Annotated in this window: 20 protein-coding genes; 13 read left to right on the forward strand and 7 right to left on the reverse strand. The window is 57.5% G+C overall.

The features are described from left to right. Positions 1-6: 6 nt before the first annotated feature. Positions 7-918 (reverse strand): LysR family transcriptional regulator, encoded by a 912-nt coding sequence (locus A7976_RS01910; RefSeq protein WP_067106210.1) that lies wholly within the window; start codon positions 916-918, stop codon positions 7-9. A gap of 144 nt (positions 919-1,062) precedes the next feature. On the opposite strand from A7976_RS01910, the gene A7976_RS01915 reads away from it, so the two are divergent. From A7976_RS01915 to A7976_RS01935, 5 genes are all read left to right on the forward strand, one after another. Further along, positions 1,063-2,538 carry a ribulose-bisphosphate carboxylase large subunit gene (locus A7976_RS01915; protein WP_067106212.1) on the forward strand — a complete coding sequence of 492 codons (1,476 nt, stop codon included), beginning with the start codon at positions 1,063-1,065 and terminating at the stop codon, positions 2,536-2,538. 11 nt (positions 2,539-2,549) lie between these two features. Next, on the forward strand, positions 2,550-2,969 hold the full coding sequence (locus A7976_RS01920) for a ribulose bisphosphate carboxylase small subunit (protein WP_067106213.1): 420 nt from the start codon (positions 2,550-2,552) through the stop codon (positions 2,967-2,969). Between the two features lie 74 nt (positions 2,970-3,043). Beyond that, a complete protein-coding gene (gene cbbX / locus A7976_RS01925; protein ID WP_371440600.1) occupies positions 3,044-3,931 on the forward strand; it encodes a CbbX protein in 888 nt (295 codons plus the stop codon). Between the two features lie 70 nt (positions 3,932-4,001). After that, positions 4,002-4,496 (forward strand): cytochrome c, encoded by a 495-nt coding sequence (locus A7976_RS01930; protein WP_067106217.1) that lies wholly within the window; start codon positions 4,002-4,004, stop codon positions 4,494-4,496. Positions 4,497-4,663: 167 nt separating this feature from the next. After that, the gene (locus A7976_RS01935; RefSeq protein WP_067106220.1) at positions 4,664-5,143 is read left to right on the forward strand and encodes a c-type cytochrome; all 480 of its coding nucleotides are present in this window, start codon (positions 4,664-4,666) and stop codon (positions 5,141-5,143) included. 11 nt (positions 5,144-5,154) lie between these two features. On the opposite strand, the gene A7976_RS01940 is transcribed toward A7976_RS01935, so the two are convergent. The 4 genes from A7976_RS01940 to A7976_RS01955 form a co-directional block, all read right to left on the reverse strand. Further along, positions 5,155-5,403: a SemiSWEET transporter gene (locus A7976_RS01940; protein WP_067106222.1), complete on the reverse strand. Its 249-nt coding sequence runs from the start codon at positions 5,401-5,403 to the stop codon at positions 5,155-5,157. Positions 5,404-5,409: 6 nt separating this feature from the next. After that, positions 5,410-5,700, reverse strand: a complete 291-nt coding sequence (locus tag A7976_RS01945; RefSeq protein ID WP_240483765.1) for an MliC family protein — start codon at positions 5,698-5,700, stop codon at positions 5,410-5,412. A 101-nt stretch (positions 5,701-5,801) separates the two neighbouring features. Further along, positions 5,802-7,286 (reverse strand): helicase HerA-like domain-containing protein, encoded by a 1,485-nt coding sequence (locus tag A7976_RS01950; protein ID WP_067106226.1) that lies wholly within the window; start codon positions 7,284-7,286, stop codon positions 5,802-5,804. A 54-nt stretch (positions 7,287-7,340) separates the two neighbouring features. Beyond that, positions 7,341-7,832 (reverse strand): DUF302 domain-containing protein, encoded by a 492-nt coding sequence (locus tag A7976_RS01955; RefSeq protein ID WP_082877926.1) that lies wholly within the window; start codon positions 7,830-7,832, stop codon positions 7,341-7,343. A gap of 68 nt (positions 7,833-7,900) precedes the next feature. Between A7976_RS01955 and A7976_RS01960 the strand changes: the two genes are divergently transcribed. Beyond that, positions 7,901-8,788 carry a formate/nitrite transporter family protein gene (locus A7976_RS01960; protein ID WP_067106229.1) on the forward strand — a complete coding sequence of 296 codons (888 nt, stop codon included), beginning with the start codon at positions 7,901-7,903 and terminating at the stop codon, positions 8,786-8,788. Positions 8,789-8,793: 5 nt separating this feature from the next. On the opposite strand, the gene A7976_RS01965 is transcribed toward A7976_RS01960, so the two are convergent. Continuing rightward, a complete protein-coding gene (locus tag A7976_RS01965; protein ID WP_067106231.1) occupies positions 8,794-9,720 on the reverse strand; it encodes a CysB family HTH-type transcriptional regulator in 927 nt (308 codons plus the stop codon). A gap of 114 nt (positions 9,721-9,834) precedes the next feature. Between A7976_RS01965 and A7976_RS01970 the strand changes: the two genes are divergently transcribed. The 7 genes from A7976_RS01970 to fdxA are packed head-to-tail and all read left to right on the forward strand — an operon-like array spanning position 9,835 to position 16,300. Continuing rightward, the gene (locus tag A7976_RS01970) at positions 9,835-10,617 is read left to right on the forward strand and encodes a sulfite exporter TauE/SafE family protein (protein ID WP_067106234.1); all 783 of its coding nucleotides are present in this window, start codon (positions 9,835-9,837) and stop codon (positions 10,615-10,617) included. Positions 10,618-10,641: 24 nt separating this feature from the next. Next, entirely contained in the window at positions 10,642-12,315 is a 1,674-nt protein-coding gene (locus A7976_RS01975) for a nitrite/sulfite reductase (protein ID WP_067106235.1), read from the forward strand. After that, positions 12,308-12,973 carry a DUF934 domain-containing protein gene (locus A7976_RS01980; RefSeq protein ID WP_067106237.1) on the forward strand — a complete coding sequence of 222 codons (666 nt, stop codon included), beginning with the start codon at positions 12,308-12,310 and terminating at the stop codon, positions 12,971-12,973. Before A7976_RS01975 ends, A7976_RS01980 begins: the two co-directional genes overlap by 8 nt. Beyond that, positions 12,973-13,698, forward strand: coding sequence for a phosphoadenylyl-sulfate reductase (locus A7976_RS01985; protein WP_067106239.1), 726 nt, complete (start codon positions 12,973-12,975; stop codon positions 13,696-13,698). The genes A7976_RS01980 and A7976_RS01985 overlap by 1 nt, the downstream gene beginning before the upstream one ends. Further along, positions 13,695-14,630, forward strand: a complete 936-nt coding sequence (gene cysD, locus A7976_RS01990; RefSeq protein ID WP_067106241.1) for a sulfate adenylyltransferase subunit CysD — start codon at positions 13,695-13,697, stop codon at positions 14,628-14,630. The genes A7976_RS01985 and cysD overlap by 4 nt, the downstream gene beginning before the upstream one ends. After that, positions 14,630-15,916: a sulfate adenylyltransferase subunit CysN gene (gene cysN, locus A7976_RS01995; RefSeq protein ID WP_067106243.1), complete on the forward strand. Its 1,287-nt coding sequence runs from the start codon at positions 14,630-14,632 to the stop codon at positions 15,914-15,916. The genes cysD and cysN overlap by 1 nt, the downstream gene beginning before the upstream one ends. 60 nt (positions 15,917-15,976) lie before the next feature. Then, entirely contained in the window at positions 15,977-16,300 is a 324-nt protein-coding gene (gene fdxA / locus A7976_RS02000) for a ferredoxin FdxA (RefSeq protein WP_067106245.1), read from the forward strand. Between the two features lie 173 nt (positions 16,301-16,473). On the opposite strand, the gene A7976_RS02005 is transcribed toward fdxA, so the two are convergent. Continuing rightward, complete coding sequence (locus A7976_RS02005; protein ID WP_240483766.1) at positions 16,474-17,652, reverse strand: multidrug effflux MFS transporter; 1,179 nt, start codon at positions 17,650-17,652, stop codon at positions 16,474-16,476. Positions 17,653-17,742: the final 90 nt, after the last annotated feature.

Here is a 17,742-nt window from a genome sequence, read left to right on the forward strand (position 1 = left end):
GGATGGCTACTCGCTAGTTTCAGGAGACTTCATCATGCGTCTTAAAAGATAATCCAGGAAGGCGCTCGCCACCACGGACAATTGCTTGCCGTGCGGATGGCCGATATGCCACTGATTGACGACGGGAAAACCTTCGACATCCAGTACCACTGGCTCGCCCATTCCATCCATACCCAAGGTGTGGCGTGACAATATGGAAATTCCCAGTCCGCCGATGATGGCCTGCTTGATGGCTTCGTTGCTCCCCAACTCCATACGGATGTTGGGTTTCAGGCCCTGGCTGCCAAAAATCCGTTCCACGCTAAGACGCGTGCCAGATCCCTCCTCCCGCATCAGGAAAGGCTCTTGGGCAATACGTTGCAGCGGAATATTGCGTTCATGCGTGAGAGGATGTTCAGGGTGCGCCATGACCAGCAGCGGATTTTCCATGAACGATTTTGCCACCAGTTCGATATGGCCGACCGGCTGGCTCAGAATATAGAGATCGTCCAGATTTTCCGCTGCACGCTCCAGCACGCGCTGGCGATTGGTCACCTTGAGGGAAACCTCAACGCCGGGGTGCTGGCGTAAAAACTCACCGAGTATGCGCGGTACGAAGTACTTGGCGGTCGAGACCACCGCCAATCGCAGTTTGCCTTTTTTCAGCCCCCGCATTTCAGCGATGGACATATCGCAGCGCTCCAGGGATTGCATGATCTCGCGCGCAGCAATGGCGAGTTCCTTGCCGGCCTCGGTGAGATGAATGCGCCGGCCGACTTGTTCGAACAACGGCAATCCAACCGCATCGGTCAGTTTTTTCATTTGCATGGAAACCGTGGGCTGGGTGAGATGCAATTCTTCGGAAGCGCGCGTAAAACTGCCCAGGCGGGCAATCGCCTCGAAAACTTCAAGCTGGCGAAATGTTGCGTGGCTCATCATGATGATGAAAGTATAGATAAAAAGCTATTAACTATATAGAAACAATTGATTTTTATTTATCCCTGACTTCTGACAGACTCTTGCTCATGGAAGCGGAAACAATTCGATGTTTCATTACCCCATTTCCGAGTCAGGAGGCCCACCATGTCAGAGACTGGAACCCTCACGGGAAAAGAGCGCTACAAATCCGGTGTGATCCCTTATGCCAAGATGGGCTACTGGGAGCCGGACTATCAACCTAAGGACACCGACCTGATCGCGTTGTTCCGGGTAACTCCGCAGGAGGGCGTCGATGCTATCGAGGCCGCAGCGGCGGTAGCGGGCGAATCTTCCACCGCCACCTGGACCGTGGTGTGGACCGACCGGCTTACCGCGTGCGAGCTTTATCGCGCCAAGGCCTATCGCGTTGACCCTGTGCCCAATACTGGGCCTGGCACCAAAACCGATCAGCAGTATTTTGCCTATATCGCCTACGACCTCGACCTGTTCGAGCCCGGCTCCATCGCTAACCTGACCGCCTCCATCATCGGCAACGTGTTCGGCTTCAAGGCGGTAAAAGCACTGCGGCTGGAAGACATGCGCATTCCGGTGGCCTATCTCAAGACGTTCCAGGGACCGGCCACCGGTATCGTGGTCGAGCGTGAGCGTCTGGACAAATTCGGCCGACCGCTGCTCGGCGCAACCACAAAACCCAAGCTGGGCCTCTCCGGCCGCAATTACGGACGCGTGGTATACGAAGCACTCAAGGGTGGCCTGGATTTCGTCAAGGACGACGAAAACATCAACTCGCAGCCGTTCATGCATTGGCGCGACCGATTCCTGTATTGCATGGAGGCCGTCAACCGAGCCTCAGCCGCGACCGGCGAGGTCAAGGGACATTACCTCAATGTCACGGCCGGAACGATGGAGGAAATGTACGAGCGGGCCGAATTCGCCAAGTCGCTGGGTTCGGTCATCGTGATGATCGACCTCGTGATCGGTTACACCGCGATCCAGACCATGGCCAAGTGGGCACGCAGAAATGACATGATCCTGCATCTGCACCGCGCCGGTAATTCCACTTATTCGCGCCAGAAAAACCACGGCATGAACTTCCGCGTCATTTGCAAATGGATGCGCATGGCCGGGGTCGACCACATCCACGCCGGCACAGTAGTCGGCAAGCTGGAAGGCGACCCGCTGATGATCAAGGGTTTTTACGATACCTTGCGCGAGACGCATACACCGGTCAGCCTCGAAAACGGTCTGTTCTTCGAGCAGGACTGGGCATCGCTCAATAAGGTAATGCCCGTGGCATCCGGCGGCATTCATGCCGGGCAGATGCATCAGTTGCTGCATTATCTGGGCGAAGACGTGGTACTGCAATTCGGTGGCGGGACCATTGGCCATCCGATGGGCATACAGGCTGGTGCTACTGCCAATCGTGTCGCGTTGGAAGCGATGATCCTGGCACGCAACGAAGGACGCGATATCTGGAACGAAGGCCCGCAAATTCTCGAGAACGCAGCCAAATGGTGCAAGCCTTTGCAGGCGGCGCTGGATACCTGGAAGGACATTACCTTCAACTACTCGTCGACCGATACGGCGGACTTCGTGCCCACCGAGACGGCAACGGTATAAAGGAGAATGCCATGAGAATCACTCAAGGCCAGTTTTCATTCCTGCCCGATCTCACCGACGAGCAGATCACCAGCCAGATCAAATACGCGCTCAAGAACAACTGGGCAGTCAATGTTGAATACACGGACGACCCGCATCCGCGCAATACCTATTGGGAAATGTGGGGCATGCCGATGTTCGATCTGCGCGATCCGGCGGGAATCATGATGGAGGTCCAGGACTGCCGCAAAACCTATCCGGATCAATACATCCGGGTCACCGCGTTCGACAGCACCCGCGGCTGGGAAACGCCGCGCATGTCATTCATCGTCAACCGCCCCAAGGAAGAGCCGGGTTTCCAGCTACTTCGTCAGGAAAGCGATGGACGGCATATCCGCTATACCTTGCACTCTTATGCCACGGACAAACCGGAAGGTCAGCGTTATCGTTAGCGTGAATCACAGCCGTATCCTGTCCTCCCCTTGCGGGGTACGGCTTTTTATGCGAGTCAGCCGCCGTGAATGACATTCCCGACAGCACACCCGTCGACCTCAACAAGGTTTACGAGGAATCCAACATCCAGGAGGTGCTCGACCAACTGGACCGGGAGCTGATTGGCCTCAAGCCGGTCAAGAGCCGCATTCGCGAGATCGCCGCCCTGCTGCTGGTAGACAAACTGCGCGAGCAGGTGCAATTGAGAGCGCAATCGCCCTCGCTGCATATGTGCTTTACCGGCAATCCGGGGACCGGCAAGACCACGGTCGCCATGCGCATGGCCGAGATACTTCATCGGCTGGGTTACGTTCGCGAAGGACACGTGGTGGCCGTCACGCGCGACGATCTTGTCGGCCAATACATCGGCCACACCGCACCAAAAACCAGGGAGGTACTAAAAAAAGCCATGGGAGGCGTACTGTTCATCGACGAGGCCTACTATCTCTACAAGCCCGAAAATGAACGCGATTATGGCGCAGAAGCCATCGAAATCCTGCTCCAGGTAATGGAGAATCAGCGCGAGGATCTGGTAGTGATCCTCGCCGGATACAAGGATCGCATGGACAGGTTTTTCCTAAGCAATCCCGGCATGTCGTCGCGCATTGCGCATCACATCGATTTTCCGGATTACACCCCGGATGAATTGCTTGAGATCGCCAAGCTGATGATGGCCGGGCTCAACTACCGTTTCAGCCCGGAAGGCGAAAAAACGTTTGCCGAATATATCGTCAAGCGCATGGAGATGCCGAACTTTGCCAATGCACGCTCCATACGCAACGCGCTGGACCGTGCGCGGCTACGGCAGGCCAACCGCCTGTTCGCCAGCCACGACAAGGCTCTGACGCGCCAGGATTTGTTGACGATAGAAGCCGACGACATTCTTGCCAGCCGGGTGTTTACGCAGTCATCTAACCAATAAAGCACACAAGCAGTGAATAACAAGGCTGGTTATGGCAGCTCTTTAACTATCGCCTTTCGAGGAGTTTATCATGCGAAACCTTACCATTACGCTGGCTATCCTTCTTACTGCCGGTACCATCGCCGCCGCTCCGTCCGCCCTTGCCGCCAGCAAGGAATTCGTGGACACCAAGGACGGCAAACCGCTGGGGATCAAACCGGAGCTGTTCGATACACCGCAAGCCAAGAAATTCCAGGAAACCGGAGAAAATCCCTACAACGGCAACAAGGAAGCCAGCGCACGCGGCAAGAAACTGTTCCAACTCTACTCCTGCACGCAATGCCACGGTGGCAATGCCCAAGGGCAAACGGGCCCGGCGCTCACCGGGCCGAATTATCACTATGCCAAGAACACCACCGACAAAGGCATGTTCGAGACCATCTGGGCAGGCACCAATGGCGGCATGGGCGCCAAGGGCAAGGGGCTCATGGACCCGACCGACCCCAACAACGGCATGACGCCGGATGAAATCCTGAAAGTCATTGCCTGGGTGAGAAGCCTGAGCGGCGGAGGGGCGGTAAACTAGTTCGCTTCGTAACCACAAGAAACTGCTCCCGCAAGCCGCGCTTGCGGGAGCAGTTGGGTCAGGCAGCAGGGAACTTCATCCTCTGACATGATTCTTATAAAGAGTGAGGGCGCTTTTCCTCATTTCCGATGCAAACCCTCCATTCCCAAACTCCCCTGGAGGTTATCATGCAAAGCTACCCTGTCAGAATGGCAATACTCGTTACATCCAGCCTCGTTTGCCTGAATGCCTTACCGGCAAGCGCAGCCGAGCAGTTCGTCGATACCAAGGACGGTAAACCGCTCAATATCCAGCCTGATACCGAACAAGCAAAGAAATTCATGGCAACCGGACAGAACCCTTACATTGGCGATCAGGCAGCCATTGCCGAGGGTAAAAAGCTGTACCAGCTTTATTCATGCGCGCAGTGCCACGGCGCTCAGGCGCAGGGCCAAACGGCGGGCGGATTGACCGGGCCCAAACTGAACCACGCCAAGAGTGCGACCGATAAAGGCATGTTTGAAATCATTTGGGCGGGCACCAATGCCGGCATGAGCGGAAAAGGCAAAGGCGTAATGGACCCGAACGATCCCAAGAATGGCCTGTCGCCGGATGAAGTATTGAAATTGATTGCCTGGGTCAGGAGTCAGGGCGGGGGAGCAAAATAAACTCCGAGCCGTCAACCGAAACGGATTTTCATCACTAATACCGCACCCGCCAGAACCAGGGTGATGCAATTGGCGATGATGACCGGCCAGGAGGCGATCATCACGCCATAAATCGCCCATAACGCCACCCCGGCGGTGAAGATGGCGTACATGCCGAGCGAAATGTCCTTTGTATGGCGCGTACGCCAGACCTGCCACGCCTGCGGGATAAATGCCGTCGTTGTCAGCGTGGCGGCAATACTGCCTATCCAATCATGCACGACGGGCTATTTCCCGGCAGACTTGCAGCCGGTGTAGGCAATTGCCGGCCCATCCTTCAGCGTGGCTTCCGTACCATTGATTTCCAGCACTGCGATGCCGTTGGTATAGCGAGCGGCAGAAGCCTCCTTGGCCAGCGAGACTTCCCGGTCGGGATAAATCAGCCAGGCAGTGTTGCCGTTATCTGCATAGCGTACATAAAAACGCTTGCCGCCTTCGCATTGATATTCGATAGCATTGGCCAAACGCTTGGGCTGGTCAGGCGAGGCCTTGTCGCCAAATGGCCAGACCTTGTCCATACTCATGCTGCTGCAAGCAGACAGGGATAGGCCCATCGCGGCCGACAACAAAACAGTTACAAATTTATTTCCCATCTCTTACCCTTCAATCTTAAGTTTTGTTAGCGGCGCTTGCTGCCGCCCAGCAGCGAACCCAGTACACCGCGTATGATCTGCCGGCCCAGTTCCGAACCGATGGCGCGTGCGGCATTCTTGGCAGCGGCTTCGATCACGCCTTCGCGCTTGCCGCCACGCGGCCCCGTGGAACCACCGAGCAACTCGCCCCAATTGAATCCCTTGTCCTGCTCCGCCGGAGCCTCCGTTGCCGACTCGGCCGCCCGGCTCTTGAGGATTTCGTAGGCAGACTCGCGATCCACCTGCTTTTCGTAATGTCCATACAGCAAGGAACTTCGTATCGTCTGCAGCCGCTCGTCATCTGTCGTCGCACCCAGGCGGCTGCCCGGCGGGCAGATAAATGCGCGCTCGACCGGATTCGGCCGGCCTTTTTCATCCAGGAACGATACCAGTGCCTCGCCTACGCCCAACTCGGTAATCGCAGACTCCACATCGACTTCAGGATTCGGCCGGAAAGTTTCTGCCGCGGACTTGACCGCTTTCTGATCGCGCGGCGTAAATGCGCGCAACGCATGCTGCACGCGGTTGCCCAGCTGACCCAGCACCATATCGGGAATATCCAGCGGATTCTGGCTGACGAAATACACGCCTACGCCTTTGGAACGAATCAAGCGAACCACCTGCTCGATCTTGGACAGCAGCGCCGGAGGGGCATCGGTGAACAACAGGTGTGCTTCATCGAAAAAAAACACCAGTTTGGGCTTGTCGAGGTCGCCGACCTCCGGCAGATTCTCGAACAGTTCGGCCAGCAGCCACAGCAGCAAGGTGGCATAAGCCCGCGGCGAATTATACAGCGCGTCGGCAGCCAGGATATTGATGACACCCCGCCCTTTTTCGTCCGTCTGCATCAGATCGTCGAGATTCAGCATCGGCTCGCCGAACAGTTGCTCGCCTCCCTCATGCTCCAGCTGCAGCAGGCCGCGCTGGATCGCGCCGACGCTGGCGGTCGAGATGTTGCCGTACTCGGTGGTGAATTGCGATGAATTCTCGGCTGCATGCTGCAGGATCGCGCGCAGGTCTTTCAGATCGAGCAGCAACATGCCATTGTCGTCGGCAATCTTGAATACCGCCGTCAGTACGCCGGTCTGGGTCTCGTTCAGATTCAGCATGCGCGACAGCAGCAACGGCCCCATGTCCGATACGGTTGCGCGCACCGGATGGCCTTTTTTGCCGAACACATCCCAGAATACGACAGGCGTCGCGCTGTAAACGAACCCATCGAGGCTCAATTCGGCCACGCGTGCCTCTACCTTGGCGTTACCGCCGCCCGCCTGGCTCATGCCGGAAAGATCGCCTTTCACATCGGCCATGAACACCGGCACGCCAATGTGGGAAAACTGCTCGGCCAGCGCCTGCAGGGTGACAGTCTTGCCTGTACCGGTCGCGCCGGCAATCAAGCCGTGGCGATTGGCCATGCGCGGCAATAGATAAAGCGGATTTTTGCTTTTGGCGATCAATAGGGGTTCGGTCATGGGGCTTTCCTGATGGGCAACGTAAGGTATGGTACCTGCGATGCGGACGGTGAGCTAGATATCCCCTTTGCGCGCCTTGTCCATCATCCAGATCAGCGTATCCTCGATTTCCTTCGCAGCGTCGCGCGCGCGCTGATTGACTTCGCCCAAATACCGCAAGGCATAAGTGGGACGATCCAGCGCCATGTACAGCGCCCCCTGCTTTTCGTAAATCGCGATACGGCACGGCGCAAAGGCGGCGAATTCGGGATAGTCGCGCAGCACTTCGGCGCCGATGCTCAAACTGCAATAGGTACGCACTTCAAGTATGCCTTGGAGTTCCTGCCCACGCTGCCTGATATGTTCGCCAATCGGGAATACGGCCGGGCTAACGAAATTCTTGCCTTCGGCAGCCACCTTGAGGCTGGTCACGACATCGTCATACGTCACGCCGGGCTCGACCTTGACGATATAAAGCGCTGAATCGGGGTTGATCGGCGGCATCGGGCCGGCACTGGCGCAGGAGATCAGAAAAACTCCCACGATGAAAGCGTATAAACGTTGCATGTTCAATTCCTTACTCACCCGTATCCGATATAATACGCGCCCCCGAATAATCACGGATACGCATTACCATGGCCGACGACACGCAACAAGGCTCTATCGACGCCTATACCCCTGCCGAAATGGCCTACCGGGTGGAAACCGTCGGAACCTACAAAGCCAGCATGAGCATCTATCGCATGCTGGTACTCGGCATCCTCGCCGGCACCTTCATTTCGCTAGGCTCGATGAATTACCTGACCGGCATGGCGCAGGGCCTACCGAAACTGGTCGGATCGATGCTGTTCTGCCTCGGCCTGATCCTGTGCATTGTCGGCGGCGCGGAACTATTCACCAGCAACAACCTGATCGCCATGGCCTGGGCACAAGGCAAGGTGCGGACGCGCGCCGTCGTGCGCAACTGGTTCTGGATCTATTTCGCCAACCTGATCGGCTGCCTTGGCACTGTTGCGCTCGCCTATGCTTCCGGCATTCTGCATACCGTCGATCTTGCCTTCGGTGCGCAGGCGCTCAAGGTCGCCGTGACCAAGACCAGTCTGCCGTTCAATGAAATCTTCTTCAAGGGCATTCTGTGCAATGTACTGGTCTGTCTTGGCGTCTGGCTGTGCTATGCAGCGCGCAGCGTCACCGATCGCATCATGAGCCTGATCCTGCCGATCTCGGCTTTCGTCAACATGGGCTTCGAGCACTGCATCGCCAACATGTTCTTCATTCCGCTGGGTTTTCTGGCAGCACAGGATCCGGCTGTGGTCGCCGCGTCGCATATTGCCCCTGAAGCGCTGGCACACCTCAACGCATCCAGCTTCCTCAATAATATTGTTGCCGCCACCCTGGGCAATATCGTAGGCGGCTCGGTATTCGTGGCCGGCATGTATTACCTGGTTTACATGCGCGGCGATCACCGCATGCGCGGCGTCGCCATCATGACCGGCTTCGGCGAAAACGCCAGCAAAGATTAATCCAGCTAGGTCGACTGCTTCAACGCCGCATCCACCGCCTTGCGGTCCAGGTGTGGCGCCAGCATCTGGATGAAGCCGTAAATATAGCCGCGCAAATAGGAATCGCGGCGGATGCCGATATACGTGGTGCTGGGCGGGAATAGATGGCTGGCATCGAGCATTTCCAACCCGACGTCGCGATCGGAGTCGTAGGCCATCTTGGCCAGCAAGCCGATTCCCAGCCCGAGCGTCACATAGGTCTTGATCACGTCGGCGTCGATAGCAGTGAGAACGAAATTCGGATGCAGGCCTTTTTCGGAAAAGGTCCGCGTCATCAGTGAGCCGCCGGTAAACGCGAAGTCATAGGTCACCACCGGATAGCGCGCGATTTTCTCCAGCGTCAGCGGGGTATCCTTGAGCAGCGGATGCCCTTTGGGCACGACCACGCAGCGATTCCACTGATAACACGGCAGGCAAACAAGCTCGGGATAATCGGTAATCGCCTCGGTGGCGATGCCGATATCGGCCTCGGCAGCCACGACTTGCTCCGCTACTTGCGATGGGCTGCCCTGATGGATGGTCAGCCGTACGCCAGGATATTTTTCGATAAAGCCCGTTACTGCCGGCGGCAAGCGGTAGCGCGCCTGGGTGTGCGTCGTGGCGATGGTCAAACTGCCGGTATCGTCGTGCGTGAACTCCTCGCCGACGCGCTTGATGTTCTCCATCTCGCGCAGCACCTGTTCGGCGCGTTCGAGAATAATCCGGCCAGGTTCGGTCACTCCGATCAGCCGCTTGCCGTTGCGTTTGAAAATCTGTAGATCGAGTTCTTCCTCGAGCAACTGGATCTGCTTGCTGACACCCGGCTGAGAGGTATGCAGGGCTTCCGCCGCCAGAGAAACATTGAGTCCCTGGCGCGCCACTTCACGGATATATCGGAGCTGATGAAGTTTCATTTTGACGAACTCCTATATAACCAAAGTTGAGTATTTATAGAATAACATATTATTTTGTTGATATATTTTCCTGATATAGTGCCTCATCCCCTTTAGTTACCTGGATTTTCTCGCGTGGACCTCGGTTTTATAATTTCGGGCTTTCTGGTCGGCATGCTTGTCGGCGTGACGGGCGTGGGCGGCGGCTCGCTGATGACGCCATTGCTGGTATTCCTCTTCGGATTCAAGCCGGTAGTGGCTGTTGGCACGGACCTGCTGTTCGCGGCCATCACCAAAACCGGCGGCGTATTCGTGCATCACGGCAATCACAAATCCGTGGAATGGCGCATTGTCGGCCTGCTGGCTGCAGGCAGCCTGCCGGCTGCGGTCGCGACCTTGTTCGTGCTCAACCACTTTGCCAGAATAGGCAAAGAAACCTCCGGAATAATCACCTTCACTCTGGGCATCGCGCTCATCCTGACCGCGCTCGCGCTGATTTTCCGCACCTATTTGCAAAAGGCCGGAAAATCCAGCGAGGAACACCAGCCCGGCCGCTTCCATCATTTGCAGGCGCCGGCCACGGTGCTGACCGGCCTGATGCTGGGCGTATTGGTGACGATGTCTTCCGTAGGCGCGGGTGCCTTGGGCACCGTCGCCCTGCTGTTCCTTTATCCGCGCCTGCCGACCCTCAAGGTCGTTGGCACTGACCTCGCCCACGCGATTCCGCTGACCGCGATCGGCGGCTTCGGCCATTGGCAGCTCGGCCATGTCGATTTTACGCTGCTCGGTAGCCTGCTGGTCGGATCCCTGCCCGGCATCTGGATAGGTAGCCACCTGAGCGCAAAAATACCCGAGAAGGTCTTGCGCCCGGTTCTGGCCGGCGTACTGATGCTGATCGGCTTCAAATTTGTTCTGTAACGGTTTTTACTAAGTACTCATACCATGTATATCTATGACGACATCGACCAACGTATTGTTGACGAACGCGTGGCGCAATATCGCGATCAGACACGGCGCTATCTGGCCGGCGAACTGAGCGACGATGAATTCCGCCCGCTGCGCCTGCAAAACGGCCTTTATATTCAGCGCCATGCGCCCATGCTGCGCATTGCGATCCCCTATGGCCTGCTGGCTTCACGGCAGTTGCGCAAGCTAGCGCATATCGCCCGCGTCTATGACCGCGGCTACTCGCACTTCTCCACGCGTCAGAACGTCCAGTTCAACTGGCCGGCACTGGAGCGCGTGCCCGATATTCTCGCGGAATTGGCGACGGTACAGATGCACGGTATCCAGACTTCCGGCAGTTGCGTGCGTAACATCACCACCGACCAGTTTGCCGGCGTTGCGCCGGACGAAGTGGTGGATGCGCGCCCCTACGCGGAAATCCTGCGTCAGTGGAGCACCTTCCATCCCGAGTTTGCCTATCTGCCTCGCAAGTTCAAGATCGCCGTCAACGGCGCCGAATCCGATCGCGCCATCATCCAGATGCATGACATCGGCCTCGGTTTCTACCTTGACGAACAGGGCGAAGTCGCCCTGGAAATCTGGGTGGGCGGCGGCATGGGCCGCACGCCGGCCATCGGCGCAATGATACGCAAACATTTGCCGTGGCAACACGCGCTGAGCTATTGCGAAGCAATCCTGCGCGTTTATAACCGCTATGGCCGTCGCGACAACGCATTCAAGGCCCGCATCAAGATTCTGGTGAAGGCACTGGGTGCGGAGGAATTCGCACGCCAGGTCGAGGCCGAATGGGCGCAGATCAAGGACGGCCCGTCCACGATCACCCAGGAAGAACTCGACCGCGTGGCCAGCTTCTTCCGCAACCGCACCTACGAAACATTGAGTGACGACGTGCCGGCATTCAATGAGAAGCTTGCTTCGGACAAAGCCTTCGCCAACTGGGTAAAACGCAATGTGCATGCGCACAAGGTGCCGGGTTACCGCGCGGTAACACTGTCGCTCAAGCCCACCGGTACCGCTCCCGGCGACGCCACGGCCGACCAGATGGACAGCGTGGCTTTCCTTGCCGACCGCTACAGTTTCGGCGAACTGCGTGTGTCGCACGAGCAGAACCTGATCCTGGCCGACGTCAAGAAATCCGATCTTTACCAGCTATGGCAGGAAGCCGTGAGAGTCGGCTTCGCCACGCCCAATATCGGCTTGCTCACCGACATCATCTGCTGCCCCGGCGGCGATTTCTGCTCGCTGGCCAATGCCAAGAGCATCCCGATTGCGCAAGCGATCCAGCAGAAGTTCGACGACCTCGACTACCTGCACGATATCGGCGATCTCGACCTCAACATTTCCGGCTGCATGAACTCCTGCGGCCACCATCACGTCGGCCATATCGGCGTGCTGGGCGTCGACAAGGACGGCTCCGAGTGGTACCAGATCACCATCGGCGGCAACCAGGGCAACTCCGCCAGCATCGGCACCGTCATCGGCCCGTCCTTTGCGGCCGATGAAGTGCCGGGCGTGGTGGAGAAGCTGATCGAAACCTATATCGAACAACGTACCGATGAAGAGCGCTTCATCGACACCGTTCGCCGCATCGGCGTCGCGCCGTTCAAGGAGCATGTCTACGGCGAAAAGAAGGAGGCCGCCCATGTCTAAGCTGATCCGCAACAATGCCATCGTCCAGGACGACTGGGCCGTCGTGCAATTGGCCTCCCCGGCCGAGGAAACCGTACGCAAGCAGGCTGGCAAGGTCGTGATTTTCAAGCTGACCGGCGAACAGGCCGCCAGCGCGGAACAGATCGCCGGCACCAACATTCCTCCCGGCGGCAAGGTCATCGTACCCCTGGCCGTGTGGCAGGCACGCAAGGAAGAGCTTGCTCCGCGCCTCGCGGCCGGTGAAGTCGGCCTGTGGCTGGAAACCTTCGAACTGGTCGAGGACCTGGTGGCGAGCGTGCCGGACTTGAACAGCCTGCCAGTGATCGCCGTCCATTTCCCGCGTCCGGTGGACGGTCGCGGCTTTACCATCGCCACGATGCTGCGCACGCGTTTCGGTTACCGCAATGAAATCCGCGCGATCGGCGACGTGCTGCGCGACCAGCTCTTCTACATGAAGCGCTGCGGTTTCAATGCTTACGCGATTCGTGCCGACCGCTCCGCGGAAGAAGCGCTGGCCAGCCTGCGCGATTTCTCCGAACCCTATCAGGGCGCGGTGGATAACCCATTGCCGGTATGGCGCCGCCACGCGCGCGTCGCTGCCGCGCATGCCGTCACCGTAGGCCGCACTCCGGCCAGCCATGAAGACGAGGTGGATTGATGAGCCTGGATGCAAAAATCGCCGCCGTTGCGGTATTGCTGGAACGTATCCAGAACGAATTCAGCCCGGCCACACTCGCCAGCAGCCTTGGTGCGGAAGACATGGTCCTGACCGACCTCGTCGCCAGATATGCGCCCGGCATCAGCATTTTTTCGCTGGATACCGGCCGCCTCAACCCCGAGACCTACGATCTGCTGGCAAAAGTACAGGAAACTTACGGCGACAAAGTGGAACTGCGCGTGTTCTATCCGCAGGCCGATGCCATCCAGCAATACGTGCAGGACAATGGCATCAATGCCTTCTACAACAGCGTCGACCTGCGCAAGGCCTGCTGCGGTATCCGCAAGGTCGAGCCATTGAAACGCGCCCTGGCCGGCCAAAAAGCCTGGATCACCGGCATGCGCCGCCAGCAGGCCTCCACCCGCGCCAACATGCCGGTGGAAGAGTTCGATGCCGACCACGGCCTGACCAAGTTCAATCCTCTGGCAGACTGGACCGAGAAGGAAGTGTGGGAGTACATCCGCGCCAACGACGTTCCTTATAATGCGCTCCACGACAAGCACTACCCCAGCATTGGCTGTGCCCCTTGCACCCGCGCCATCGCCGTCGGCGAAGACGTCCGTGCCGGACGCTGGTGGTGGGAAGACGAGGCCGGCAAGGAATGCGGCTTGCACGTCAAGAATGCCAGTGCTGTAACGCCTATCAAGTTTGAGACAACGAAATGACTACCCTGACACGCCAAACTCTATCCCATCTGGATTGGCTCGAAGCCGAGGCCATCCACATCCTGCGCGAAGTGGCCGGCCAATGCGAACGCCCGGTATTGCTGTTTTCCGGCGGCAAGGATTCCGTCTGCCTGCTGCGTCTGGCCGAAAAAGCCTTCCGGCCGGGTAAATTCCCCTTTCCGCTGATGCACATCGACACCGGCCACAATTACAAGGAAGTGGTCGAATTCCGCGACAAGCGTGCCGCCGAACTGGGCGAACGCCTGATCGTCCGCTCCGTGGAGGATTCGATCAAGCGCGGCACCGTAGTGCTCAAGCATGAAGGCGAATCACGCAACAAGCACCAGTCTGTGACGCTGCTGGAAGCCATTGCCGAGTTCGAGTTCGATGCCTGCATCGGCGGCGCTCGTCGCGACGAGGAAAAGGCCCGCGCCAAGGAACGCATCATGAGTTTCCGCGACGAATTCGGCCAATGGGATCCGAAAAACCAGCGCCCGGAATTGTGGAACCTGTACAACGCCCGTTCGCACAAGGGCGAAAACATCCGTGCCTTCCCGATCTCCAACTGGACTGAAATGGACGTGTGGCAGTACATCGAGCGCGAAGGCCTGGAATTGCCCAGCATCTATTTTGCGCATCAGCGTGACGTGGTGCTGCGCGGCGGCGCCATAGTGCCGGTCAATGTTCCGTTGGCCAGCGGTGAAGTCATCAATCTACCCAAACCCGGCGAAGAAATCGTCGATATGCAGGTGCGCTTCCGCACCGTCGGCGACATCACTTGCACGGCTCCAGTCGTGTCCGATGCCGATAACGTCGCCAAGATCGTGCTGGAAACCGCAACTACTACGATTACCGAGCGCGGCGCGACCCGTCTGGACGACCAGACCTCCGACGCCTCCATGGAACAACGCAAGAAGGAAGGTTACTTCTAATGAATGCCCCGATTAACCACCAGGACAATGGCCTGCTGCGCTTCATGACCTGCGGCAGCGTCGACGACGGCAAGAGCACGCTGATCGGTCGCCTGCTGTTCGATACCAAAACCATCCTCGCCGACACGCTGACGCAGATCGAAAAGACATCCAGGAAACGCGGCATGGAAGCGGTCGACCTTTCATTGCTCACCGACGGTCTGCAAGCCGAGCGCGAGCAAGGTATCACCATCGACGTCGCCTACCGCTATTTCAGTACCGGCACGCGCAAGTACATCATTGCCGATGCGCCGGGGCATGAGCAGTACACCCGCAACATGGTGACGGCAGCTTCGACTGCCAACCTCGCTATCATCCTGATCGATGCGCGCAAGGGCGTGCTGACGCAAACCCGCCGCCACTCCTTCCTGGCGCATCTGGTCGGTATTCCGCATATCGTTGTCGCGGTGAACAAGATGGATCTGGTGGACTACGACCAGGCCGTGTTCGACCGCATTCGCGCCGATTACCTGGCGTTTGCGAAAGAAATCGGCCTGCAGCGCGAAGGCCATGACATTCGTTTCATTCCGATGTCGGCATTGAATGGCGACATGATCGTGGATCGCAGCGACGAGATGAACTGGTACAACGGCCCCACCCTGCTCGACGTGCTGGAAGCAGTTCCTGCCGCGCATACAGAAAAAGCCGAGAGCTTCCGCTTTCCGGTGCAATATGTCTGCCGCCCGCAGGCCTCCGACGATCCTGAACTGCACGATTTCCGCGGCTTCATGGGCCGCGTGGAATCCGGCGAAATTGCCGTCGGCGATGCCGTCACCGTGCTGCCGTCCGGCCGTGCCAGCAAGGTCAAGGCCATCCAGCTCGGCAATGACAAGCTGGACCGGGCGATTCATGAGCAATCGGTCACTTTGTTGCTGGAAGACGAGATCGATATTTCGCGTGGCGACATGATCGTCAAGAGCAGCGAAGCCAGGGAGCCGGTGAAACAACTCGATGCCATGCTGTGCTGGCTCTCGGAAACGCCGCTCTCCCCGGCCCGTACCTATATCATCCGCCACACCACGCGCGAATCGAAAGCCAAGGTCGGCGCCATCGAATATCGCATCGACGTGAACACGCTGGAACAGCAGTCGGTACAAGGTCTGGGCATGAATGACATCGCCAGGATCAGTTTCCGCCTCGCACAACCGCTATGTGTGGATGCTTATGCCGAAAACCGTGCCACGGGCGCTTTCATCGTCATCGACGAAAGCACCAACAATACCGTCGGCGCCGGCATGGTCGCCTGAGCGACTGGGAATGCAAATATCTATCTGATAAAATATCAGGCTAAATTTCTGGAGTAGATCATGACTTACGTCGTTACCGAAAACTGTATCCAATGCAAGTACACCGATTGCGTGGACGTATGCCCGGTCGATTGTTTTGTGGAAGGCCCGAACTTCCTCGCCATCGACCCGGACGAGTGTATCGATTGCACGCTGTGCGTCGCAGAGTGCCCGGCCGAAGCGATTTTCGCCGAGGATGATGTACCCGCCGATCAGCAGGAATATATCGAGCTGAATGCCCGTCTCGCCAAGGTCTGGCCGACGATTACCAGCAAGAAGGATGCGTTGCCGGAAGCGGATGAAAACAACGGCAAGACCGGCAAACGCGATCTGCTCGTAGAATAAATCCGACGCCGAGTTGGGCAATAAATAAAAAAGGGAGGCAATCGCCTCCCTTTTTGTTTTCCAGAATCGTGCAAGCCGATGGCGAGCAAGTCCTTTTTTGCAGCAGTCAATTTCTGCACCTATTGCAGGGCGACATGCGTAATGCCGGTGCAAACTGCCGATTCTTCCATTTCCTACTTCCCTATTGCGATCTCTCCTCGTTCCATGAGCGAGGAATTCCTGACATTAAGCCATCCCAATAGCAAATAAGCTCCCATACCCAACGCGAGTCCCAAAGGATGATGCCAGAGCAACGGAATGATCAAACCAGCCGAAACGGTCGACAATACCATCTGGATAAATGCCTGCCCCGAGGCAGCGGTACCGCGCAAACGGGGGTGACGATCCAGTGCGGCGACGGATAAAACCGGCATTGCGAAAGCCATGCCGACGTTATAAAGGGCAATCGGAAAAATATTGAATAATGGCTGTGGAGGAGCCCAGATACATACGGCGACATTGATCAATACCGCACCTGCCATCCAGCCGTACGCCAAGCGGATTATGCTGGCCGTCGGGAATCTCCCGGCGTAGTGTCGCGCAAACCAGGAGCCGGTCACCATGCCGAGAACCGTAGGTATGAACATCATGCCGAACTGATGTTCATTCAGCCCAAGATGCTCGATCAGGAATACAGGCGCTGCCAGGACGTAAATAAAAAACCCTGCGAAATTTGCACCGAAGGCCGTTACCAGCAGACGAAATTCCTCATCGGAAAATACCTTGCGATACCCACCCATTACCGCAGATGCTGATAAAGGCACGCGTCGCTCAACAGGAACCGTCTCCGGAAGAAAGCGATAAGCGGAAGCCAGAACAACCAGCGCATACAGAAACAGGAAAACAAAGATTACCTGCCAGTGAATGCCGAGCAGCAAGCCGCCGATAATGGGCGCAACAGCCGGCGCAAGACCGAAAATCATCTGGACCTGGGCCATCACGCGCTGTGCCGCAACGCCTTCAAACAGATCGCGCACCATCGCGCGCGCCACGACATTGCCGGCCCCGGCCGAAAAACCTTGCAGGGCCCGGAAAAACCATAGCGTTTCGACATTGGGTGCGAGCGCACAGCCGATGGAAGCCAGCGCAAACACGATCAGCCCCCAACGTATCGCAGCCAGACGGCCGATGGCATCGGAAATCGCGCCGTGCCATAAGGTCATCGCCGCATACGGAAGCAGATATGCCGTCAGGCTTTGCTGCAAGCCGAGCGTGGTTGACCCGAGATCGTGCGCCATTACTGGAAAAGCCGGCAAATAGGTATCGATTGCAAATGGAGCCAGCGCCGCAAGGCTGGCCAGAACAAACGACATGAGAAATGAGGAGTGCTTATGCATCAGCAGGTACAACAGGGAATTGCATCATGAAAGTCTATTTTTCTCATTTGTGATAGTGCCCTATTC

The organism is Methylobacillus sp. MM3, from assembly GCF_001645185.1.
Classification (GTDB): domain Bacteria; phylum Pseudomonadota; class Gammaproteobacteria; order Burkholderiales; family Methylophilaceae; genus MM2.

Bases quoted from the DNA above. Each gene is read 5' to 3' on its own strand.
- A7976_RS01955 (WP_082877926.1), bottom strand. From the start codon at position 7,832: ATGCAACGTTTATACGCTTTCATCGTGGGAGTTTTTCTGATCTCCTGC.
- A7976_RS01960 (WP_067106229.1), top strand. From the start codon at position 7,901: ATGGCCGACGACACGCAACAAGGCTCTATCGACGCCTATACCCCTGCC.
- A7976_RS01950 (WP_067106226.1), bottom strand. From the start codon at position 7,286: ATGACCGAACCCCTATTGATCGCCAAAAGCAAAAATCCGCTTTATCTA.
- A7976_RS01975 (WP_067106235.1), top strand. From the start codon at position 10,642: ATGTATATCTATGACGACATCGACCAACGTATTGTTGACGAACGCGTG.
- A7976_RS01985 (WP_067106239.1), top strand. From the start codon at position 12,973: ATGAGCCTGGATGCAAAAATCGCCGCCGTTGCGGTATTGCTGGAACGT.
- A7976_RS01935 (WP_067106220.1), top strand. From the start codon at position 4,664: ATGCAAAGCTACCCTGTCAGAATGGCAATACTCGTTACATCCAGCCTC.
- A7976_RS01910 (WP_067106210.1), bottom strand. From the start codon at position 918: ATGATGAGCCACGCAACATTTCGCCAGCTTGAAGTTTTCGAGGCGATT.
- A7976_RS02005 (WP_240483766.1), bottom strand. From the start codon at position 17,652: ATGTCGTTTGTTCTGGCCAGCCTTGCGGCGCTGGCTCCATTTGCAATC.
- A7976_RS01915 (WP_067106212.1), top strand. From the start codon at position 1,063: ATGTCAGAGACTGGAACCCTCACGGGAAAAGAGCGCTACAAATCCGGT.
- cysD (WP_067106241.1), top strand. From the start codon at position 13,695: ATGACTACCCTGACACGCCAAACTCTATCCCATCTGGATTGGCTCGAA.
- A7976_RS01945 (WP_240483765.1), bottom strand. From the start codon at position 5,700: ATGGACAAGGTCTGGCCATTTGGCGACAAGGCCTCGCCTGACCAGCCC.
- cysN (WP_067106243.1), top strand. From the start codon at position 14,630: ATGAATGCCCCGATTAACCACCAGGACAATGGCCTGCTGCGCTTCATG.
- A7976_RS01920 (WP_067106213.1), top strand. From the start codon at position 2,550: ATGAGAATCACTCAAGGCCAGTTTTCATTCCTGCCCGATCTCACCGAC.
- A7976_RS01980 (WP_067106237.1), top strand. From the start codon at position 12,308: ATGTCTAAGCTGATCCGCAACAATGCCATCGTCCAGGACGACTGGGCC.
- A7976_RS01930 (WP_067106217.1), top strand. From the start codon at position 4,002: ATGCGAAACCTTACCATTACGCTGGCTATCCTTCTTACTGCCGGTACC.
- fdxA (WP_067106245.1), top strand. From the start codon at position 15,977: ATGACTTACGTCGTTACCGAAAACTGTATCCAATGCAAGTACACCGAT.
- A7976_RS01965 (WP_067106231.1), bottom strand. From the start codon at position 9,720: ATGAAACTTCATCAGCTCCGATATATCCGTGAAGTGGCGCGCCAGGGA.